General features: G+C 73.8%; 8 protein-coding genes. 6 read left to right on the top strand and 2 right to left on the bottom strand.

Annotated features, from left to right (window positions below; translation table 11 throughout):
• From bioD to SACPADRAFT_RS0213005, 4 genes are all read left to right on the top strand, one after another.
• A partial coding sequence (bioD, locus tag SACPADRAFT_RS27480) for an ATP-dependent dethiobiotin synthetase BioD (protein WP_007026280.1) occupies window positions 1–502 on the top strand: 502 nt, incomplete at its 5' end.
• Between the two features lie 154 nt (window positions 503–656).
• Window positions 657–1673 (top strand): biotin synthase BioB, encoded by a 1017-nt coding sequence (gene bioB, locus SACPADRAFT_RS0213010; RefSeq protein ID WP_007026279.1) that lies wholly within the window; start codon window positions 657–659, stop codon window positions 1671–1673.
• Between the two features lie 65 nt (window positions 1674–1738).
• Window positions 1739–2002, top strand: coding sequence for a biotin synthase auxiliary protein BsaP (gene bsaP, locus SACPADRAFT_RS33930; protein WP_084258415.1), 264 nt, complete (start codon window positions 1739–1741; stop codon window positions 2000–2002).
• 40 nt (window positions 2003–2042) lie between these two features.
• Window positions 2043–2615: a DUF2567 domain-containing protein gene (locus SACPADRAFT_RS0213005; protein ID WP_007026278.1), complete on the top strand. Its 573-nt coding sequence runs from the start codon at window positions 2043–2045 to the stop codon at window positions 2613–2615.
• A gap of 40 nt (window positions 2616–2655) precedes the next feature.
• Here SACPADRAFT_RS0213005 and SACPADRAFT_RS0213000 read toward each other — a convergent pair whose 3' ends face one another.
• Both SACPADRAFT_RS0213000 and SACPADRAFT_RS0212995 read right to left on the bottom strand, forming a co-directional pair.
• Window positions 2656–3387, bottom strand: a complete 732-nt coding sequence (locus SACPADRAFT_RS0213000; RefSeq protein ID WP_007026277.1) for an LON peptidase substrate-binding domain-containing protein — start codon at window positions 3385–3387, stop codon at window positions 2656–2658.
• Between the two features lie 37 nt (window positions 3388–3424).
• Complete coding sequence (locus SACPADRAFT_RS0212995; protein WP_161629616.1) at window positions 3425–4138, bottom strand: NUDIX hydrolase; 714 nt, start codon at window positions 4136–4138, stop codon at window positions 3425–3427.
• Window positions 4139–4233: 95 nt separating this feature from the next.
• Here SACPADRAFT_RS0212995 and nadA point away from each other — a divergent pair, with 95 nt between their 5' ends.
• Window positions 4234–5241, top strand: coding sequence for a quinolinate synthase NadA (gene nadA / locus SACPADRAFT_RS0212990; RefSeq protein WP_007026275.1), 1008 nt, complete (start codon window positions 4234–4236; stop codon window positions 5239–5241).
• Window positions 5238–5529 (top strand): FAD-dependent oxidoreductase (locus SACPADRAFT_RS27475; protein ID WP_040924298.1); only part of this gene is annotated, 292 nt, incomplete at its 3' end. The genes nadA and SACPADRAFT_RS27475, both read left to right, overlap by 4 nt.

The raw sequence follows: 5529 nt of genomic DNA, 5'->3' as shown, positions 1-5529 counted from the left end.
CGAGGCGGCGGCGCGGCGCAGCGGCCGCGCGGAGGTGACGCCGTCCGACGTGGCCCGCGCGGCCACGGAGCTGCACACCGAGCACGACCTCGTCCTCGTCGAGGGTGCGGGCGGGCTGCTCGTGCGGTTCGACGCCGCGGGCGGCACCGTCGCGGACGCGGCATGGTCGCTCGGCGCCGCGCTCGTCGTCGTGGCCGAGGCCGGACTGGGCACCCTGAACGCCACGGCGCTGACGGCGGAGGTCGCGACCCGGCGGGGGCTCGACGTGCTCGGCGTGGTGATCGGCTCCTGGCCCGCCGTGCCGGACCTCGCCGCGCGCTGCAACGCCGCCGATCTGCCGGTGGCCGCCGGGGCGCCGCTGCTCGGCGCGTTGTCCGGGGGACTGGCGCGCGCGGGCCGGGACGAGTTCCTCGACGAGGCCCGCCGGGGTCTGTCGCCGTGGTTCGGCGGCGACTTCGACGCCGACCACTTCGCACGCGGCGCGTCCGCCTCCCGACCGTGAGCGACCGTGCCACCACGGCGTGTCGCCCCGGATCGTCCCTCCGACCACCGGCCCGACCGCCGGGACGTGACGTAGGTCGCCGGGTCGGTGTGCCCGGGCCACCCCGTGCGGCACACTCACTTTCCGACCACTGCCTGCTTCGAAGGAGATGCGCGTGACGGCCGCAACCACCGACTCCGAAATCCTCGCGATCGCGCGGGACCGGGTGCTCGAACAGGGCATCGGGTTGTCGCAGCAGCAGGTCCTCGACGTGCTCCGCCTCGGCGACGAGCACGTGACGGACCTGCTGGCGCTCGCCCACGACGTGCGGATGCGGTGGTGCGGCCCCGAGGTGGAGGTCGAGGGCATCGTCAGCGTGAAGACCGGCGGCTGCCCCGAGGACTGCCACTTCTGTTCGCAGTCCGGCCTGTTCCCCACGCCGGTGCGCGCGGCCTGGCTGGACATCCCCGGCATGGTCAAGGCCGCGGAGGAGACGGCGGCCACCGGGGCGACGGAGTTCTGCATCGTCGCGGCGGTGCGTGGTCCGGACAAGCGGCTGATGTCGCAGGTGCGCGAGGGCATCAAGGCGATCCGCGACTCCGGCAACGACATCCAGATCGCGTGTTCGCTGGGGATGCTCACCCAGGAGCAGGTCGACGAGCTGGTCGAGATGGGCGTGCACCGGTACAACCACAATCTCGAGACGGCGCGCTCGCACTTCCCCGAGGTCGTCACCACGCACACCTGGGAGGAGCGCTGGGAGACGCTGCGGATGGTGCGCGAGGCCGGGATGGAGGTGTGCTGCGGCGGCATCATCGGCATGGGCGAGACCGACGAGCAGCGTGCCGAGTTCGCCGTGCAGCTCGGCGAGCTGGCGCCGCACGAGGTGCCGATGAACTTCCTCATCCCGCAGCAGGGCACCCCGTACGAGAACTACGAGACAGTGGAGGGCAAGGACGCGCTGCGGGTGGTCGCCGCGTTCCGGCTGGCCATGCCGCGCACGATGCTGCGGTTCGCGGGCGGTCGCGAACTGACCCTCGGCGACCTCGGGGCGGAGCAGGGCATGCTCGGTGGGGTGAACGCCATCATCGTCGGCAACTACCTCACCAACCTGGGCAGGCCCGCGCAGGCGGACCTGGACATGCTCGGCGACCTCAAGATGCCGATCAAGGCCCTGAGCGAGACGCTGTGAACTCCCGGCCGGACACGGTGCGCCCCGGACGGACTCCCGCGGGTGCGGGGGGAGACACCGGCACCATGAGGTACTGCCCGCACTGTGGCCGTCCCGGGACAGCGGGAGCCCCGGACACGGCGGGAGCCCCGGACACGGCCGCCGGGCCGGGTGCGGAGGGCCCCGTCGACCACACCGCCTGCCGCGGGCCCCGGCAGGCCCTGGAGCCGCCGCGATTCTGCGTCGAGTGCGCCCGGCGGATGGTGGTGCAGATCACACCGTCGGGGTGGAGTGCCCGGTGCAGCAGGCACGGCGAAACCACCTCCGCCGACGTCTCCCCGACCGGCTAGGCTGCCCGGCGGAACCCGGGTCGTGGGGAGGAGTCCACTCGTGGCCGAGCAGGCCGGTGCCGAGCACCCTCCCGCGCCGCTCCGGGCGCCGGAGGGGCGTGTCCCCCCGGTCGTGGTCCGGGCCGATCTCGCGTCCGCGTTCGCCGTGGCCTCGGCGCTGGCCGTGCTGGGCATCGCGCTCGGCAGGCTGTGGGCGTCGCTCGCGCCCGCCCGGCGGATGCGGGTGGTGGCCGACGACGGTCGGCTCGCGACGCTGCCGTTGGAGGGCTGGCACCGCTTCGACGGGCTCGCGATGTTCCTGCTGCTGGGACTGGCGGCCGGGCTGGTCACGGGGGTGGCGTTGTGGCTGCTGCGGTCGCGGCGCGGTCCCGTCCTGCTCCTGGGCGCGGTCGTGGGGTCGCTGCTGTCGGCGTGGCTGGCCCTGCGGACCGGCGTCGCCTTCGCGGACGCGGCGCACACCGTCCCCGGCACGCCCCGGATCGGGTCGGTGGTCGCGCGGGCGCCGGTGCTGGAGACGGCCTGGGTGGTGCTCGCCCAGCCGTTCGGGGCGGCCGTGTCCTACGGGATGGCGGCCGCGTGGAACGCCCGCGACGATCTCGGCAGACGGACCTGAGCCGGGGCGTGCCGGATTGGTGTCCGGGTCCGCCCGGCGCTCAGTTCCGCGCCGCGGGGGAGAGGATGCCGGTCTCGCCGTCGAGTTCGTCGTGCGAGGCGGGGACCGCGTGCAGGGCGGACAGGATTCCCTCCTCACGGGTGAGCAGGGCGCGGATCGCGCGCAGTCTGCGCAGCGGGTGCCGTTGTTCGAGCAGGTCCTGCCGGTCGGCGAGCGGAAGCAGACAGTCCGCGGCGAGCAGGTAGGCGAGCTCGGCCGGCGGCACGTCCTCCGGCGGGGAGCGCCAGGCGTCGTCCCCCTCCCATGCCCGCGCACAGTAGCGGTGGTGCGCGGCCCGGGCGAGCCCGGCGAGCTGGGCGGCGGCGTGCGCGGCCGCGTCCGGGACGGGGGTGTCGTCGATCCACTCCACGTGCCCGGTCAGGTAGCACGCCGTGTGCGTGTCGAGATCGAGCACCCGGAACCGGCGCACACCGGTGGTGATGACCTCGAACCGTCCGTCGGGGTGCCGTTCGGCCTCCCGCAGCCGCGCCGCGCAGCCGATCGCCGCGAGGTCTCCGGTGGTCTCCACCTCCCGCACGCCGGGGTGCCGGAGCGCCACGACCCCGAACAGCCGGTCGGGCACCGTCCCGGTCATCAGGTCGACGGTGAGTTGCCGGTAGCGCGGTTCGAACACCGACAGCGGCAGGTGCACACCGGGCAGGAGCACGGTGTGCAGGGGGAACAGCGGCAGTGTCGTCGCCTCGGGCCCGCCCGGTCCACTCGCGTCGGTCACGTCCTCACGTTACGGGTTCGACGGCGGCGCCGCCCGTTCACGACCGCGGTCGCGGCCGCGGACGTGTCGCCGCCGTCCGGGTCCGGGCCGGGGGCTTGAACACCGCGAACGGATCGGTCACGCGCAGGTCGTGGTGGGTGAACCGGTACAACGCGGCGGGCCGGCCGCCGCCGCGGCCGGGGGGTGCGGTTCCCCCGGTCGGGACGAGCAGTCCGCGCCGGGACAGCACCCGCTGGAGGTTGGTGGCCGAGACGCGGTACCCCAGTGCGGCGGAGTACACGTCCCGCAGCGTCGACACGGTGAACTCCGCCGCCGCGAGGGCGAACCCGAGGTTGGTGTAGCTGAGCTTGGCGCGCAGCCGGTCGCGGGCGCTCCGGGTGATCTCGCCGTGGTCGAACGCGGTCCGCGGCAGGTCCGCGACGTCGTGCCACGCGGTGTCCTCCGGCAGCACCGGGTCGACGTCCGCGGGCACCAGGCCGAGGAAGGCGGTCGCGACCACGCGCGGCCCGGGAACCCGGTCGGGCGCGCTGAACACGGACAGCTGCTCGACGTGGGAGAGCGTGCGGACGTCCACCTTCTCGGCCAGCTGTCTGCGGATCGAGCCCTCCACGTCCTCGTCCGGGCGCAGCCGTCCCCCGGGCAGCGACCAGCGGCCGAGGTGCGGGTCGAGTGCCCGCCGCCACAGCAGCACCTGCAGCACCGCGGGGTCCTGCCCCGCCGCGACGGGGCCTGTGGCGCATCGCACGCGCAGAACCGCCGCGAGCACCTCGTGTGCGAGGGGGCTGCTGCTGTTAATATGAGAGGGCACGGTTTTCGATTCTAAGACGAAAACTTCCGGAGGGACAAATGACGGCAGACGTGGACGAACTCGTCCCGTACGGCGGTGTCCGCGCGGACGCGGCCTGGGCGGACGAGGTGCGCAGACTGGCCGCCGACCGCGACGCCGTCCTGCTCGCGCACAACTACCAGCTCCCGGAGATCCAGGAGGTCGCCGACCACACCGGCGACTCGCTCGCGCTCAGCCGGATCGCGGCGGCCAGCGACGCGTCCACGATCGTGTTCTGCGGTGTGCACTTCATGGCCGAGACGGCCAAGATCCTCGCGCCGGACAAGACCGTGCTGATCCCGGACGCGCGCGCGGGGTGCTCGCTGGCCGACTCGATCACGGCGGAACAGCTCCGGGAGTGGAAGGCACAGCACCCCGGCGCCGTCGTCGTGTCCTATGTGAACACCACGGCCGAGGTGAAGGCCGAGACCGACATCTGCTGCACGTCGTCGAACGCGGTGGACGTCGTCGCGTCCGTTCCTGCCGACCGGGAGGTGCTGTTCTGCCCGGACCAGTTCCTCGGCGCGCACGTCAAACGGGAGACCGGCCGGGAGAACCTGCACATCTGGGCGGGGGAGTGCCACGTGCACGCGGGGATCAACGGCCCGGAACTGGCCGAGCGCGCCGCCGCCGACCCGGACGCCGACCTGTTCATCCATCCCGAGTGCGGGTGCGCCACCTCGGCGCTCTACCTCGCGGGGGAGGGCGCGGTGCCCGAGGACAAGGTCAAGATCCTGTCCACGGGGGACATGCTGACCGCCGCCCGGGACACGCGGGCGGAGTCGGTGCTGGTGGCCACCGAGGTGGGCATGCTGCACCAGCTGCGCAAGGCCGCTCCGGAGATCGACTTCCGCGCGGTGAACGACCGCGCGTCCTGCCGGTACATGAAGATGATCACCCCGGCGGCGCTGCTGCGGTCCCTGACCCACGGCGTCGACGAGGTCGACGTCGACCCGGGCACCGCCGCGCGGGCGCGGGACTCGGTGCGCCGGATGGTCGAGATCGGCAACCCCGGCGGTGGGGAATGACCTCCCGGCGGACCGGCGTCGTCACCCCGGTTTCCGACTCAGGATCGCAAACCGGGTGGGAGGCCGCCGCGGACCTGGTCGTGCTCGGCAGCGGGGTCGCCGGGCTGACGGCGGCGCTGCGGGCCACCGAGCTCGGGTTGCGTGTGCTCGTGGTGTCCAAGGGGTCCGTCTCCGACGGCAACACCCGGTGGGCCCAGGGTGGGGTCGCCGCCGTTCTCGACGGCCCGGACGGCCCGGACGGTGCGGCCCCGGACAGCGTGCGGGCGCACGCGGCGGACACCGTCGCCG

This window comes from Saccharomonospora iraqiensis subsp. paurometabolica YIM 90007 (genome assembly GCF_000231035.2).
Lineage (GTDB): Bacteria > Actinomycetota > Actinomycetes > Mycobacteriales > Pseudonocardiaceae > Saccharomonospora > Saccharomonospora paurometabolica.
Note: the sequence above shows the minus strand (reverse complement) of the source record. Positions and strands in the feature narration are given on the sequence as shown.

Excerpts from the sequence above, each read along its gene's own strand:
- bsaP (WP_084258415.1), top strand. The coding sequence starts at position 1,739 with ATGAGGTACTGCCCGCACTGTGGCCGTCCCGGGACAGCGGGAGCCCCG.
- nadA (WP_007026275.1), top strand. The coding sequence starts at position 4,234 with ATGACGGCAGACGTGGACGAACTCGTCCCGTACGGCGGTGTCCGCGCG.